The sequence below is a fragment of the Protofrankia sp. CiP1_Cm_nod3 genome (assembly GCF_982290655.1).
The window spans coordinates 1-1,757 of sequence record NZ_CEVIVD010000019.1 but is presented as its reverse complement, the minus strand read 5'-3'; the positions used below and the strand labels follow the sequence as shown (position 1 = coordinate 1,757).

At 72.4% G+C, this 1,757-nt stretch carries 2 protein-coding genes and 1 pseudogene; 1 reads left to right on the top strand and 2 read right to left on the bottom strand.

What is annotated here, in order from left to right:
* Positions 1–705: DUF4118 domain-containing protein (locus AC5LUJ_RS06260; protein WP_493464625.1), on the bottom strand; the 705-nt coding region annotated here is incomplete at its 3' end.
* 157 nt (positions 706–862) lie between these two features.
* On the opposite strand from AC5LUJ_RS06260, the gene AC5LUJ_RS06255 reads away from it, so the two are divergent.
* Complete coding sequence (locus AC5LUJ_RS06255; RefSeq protein ID WP_493464626.1) at positions 863–1,054, top strand: hypothetical protein; 192 nt, start codon at positions 863–865, stop codon at positions 1,052–1,054.
* Positions 1,055–1,090: 36 nt separating this feature from the next.
* On the opposite strand, the pseudogene AC5LUJ_RS06250 reads toward AC5LUJ_RS06255, so the two are convergent.
* A pseudogene (locus AC5LUJ_RS06250) lies at positions 1,091–1,672 on the bottom strand (histidine kinase); the annotation flags it as partial.
* Between the last annotated feature and the right edge of the window lie 85 nt (positions 1,673–1,757).

Below are 1,757 nucleotides of genomic sequence, written 5' to 3'. Positions count from 1 at the left end.
TCCGCCCGGTCCGCTGTGCGCGCCGTGCCCGTTCTGCCCGCTCCGCGTGTCATGATCGCTCTGCTCGCTGTCATCCGTGCGCTCGAGGAGGGTCGCGGCCGTCATCCCGAAGGTCTCCCGGACCCGTTCGAGCAGGGCCGGCAGCGCGTCCTCACCGCGCAGGACGCTGCCGGCGAGCACGGACAGGGTGGCGGCCTCGGCGGAGGCCCGCACCGCCTGGGTGTACCGGCGGGCGGCGAGGTCGACCACCCTGCTGACCATGATTCCGACAAGGACGAAGGCGACCAGCGCGAAAGCGTTGTTGCGTTCCGCTATCGTCCAGCGGTGGTGGGCGGCGAAGAAGTAGTAGTTCAGCAGCAGGGAGCTGGCGACCGCGGTGAGCAGCGCCGGCCAGAACCCGCCCACCAGCGCGGTGACCACCACCGCCAGCAGGTAGACGAGGACGTCGGTGGTCACGTTGAGTGAGCCCCGGGAGTGCGCGAGCGCGACTGTCAGCAGCGGCAGGAGGACCGCGGCCATCGCGGTCGCGATCAGCCGGCGCCGGGGCCGCAGCCCGTGGGCGAGGCGCGGCAGGCGCCATCCCCGGCCGGCCTCCTCGTGGGTGACCATGTGGACGTCGATCGACCCGGACAGTTTCGTGGTGGTGACGCCGATCCCGGGGCTGAGCACCTGGGCGAAGCGTCCCCGCCGGCTGGCCCCGAGCACCAGCTGGGTGGCGTTCTCCGCGCGGGCGAAATCCAGCAGCGCGGCCGGGACGTCGTCGCCGATGACGTGGTGGTAGGTGCCGCCGAGGCTTTCCGCCAGCGCCCTGGCGGGCCAGCGCCCGGGGGTTCGCCCCGGTCAGCCCGTCGGAGCGGGCGACATGAACCGCAAGCAGGTCGGCGCCCTTGCTGCGGTCGGCGATCCGGACCGCCCGGCGGATCAGCGTGTCGCCCTCGGGCCCGCCGGTGAGGGCGACGACGACCCGCTCCCGAGTCTCCCAGGTGCCGGATATCCCGTGTTCGGCCCGGTACCGGTCAAGCTGCTCGTCGACCTTGTCAGCCACCCACAGTAACGCGATCTCCCGCAGCGCGGTGAGGTTACCCACCCGGAAGTAGTTCGACAGCGCCGCGTCGATCTTCTCCGGGGCGTAGATGTTGCCGTGGGCCATCCGCCGACGCAGCGCCTCCGGCGCCATGTCGACCAGTTCCACCTGGTCGGCCTGGCGGACGGCCTCGTCGGGCACCGTCTCCCGCTGCGCCACCCCGGTGATCGTCTCGACCACGTCGTTGAGCGACTCCATGTGCTGGATGTTGACGTTGGAGATGACGTCGACACCCGCGTCGAGGAGCTCCTGGACGTCCTGCCAGCGCTTCGCGTTGCGGCTGCCGGGGATGTTGGTGTGGGCGAGCTCGTCGACGACCGCGACCGCGGGCCGGCGCGCGAGCACGGCGTCGACGTCCATCTCGGTGAACGTCGAACCGCGGTAGGAGATCTCCCGACGCGGGACGACCTCCAGCCCGGCGAGCAGGGCGGCCGTCCGGGGACGGCCGTGGGTCTCGACGAAGCCGACGACCACGTCGGTGCCCCGGTCCCGCCGCCGGTGCGCCTCGTCGAGGGCGGCGAACGTCTTGCCCACGCCCGGCGCCGCACCGAGGTAGACCCGCAGGGTTCCCCGACTCACGACGTCCATCGTGCGCCGTTCCCGCCATCGTGGCCATACCCGTGCCCGGCCCGTACCGGCGGCGGGCGGGTGCCGGTACGGGCCGGGCACGGGT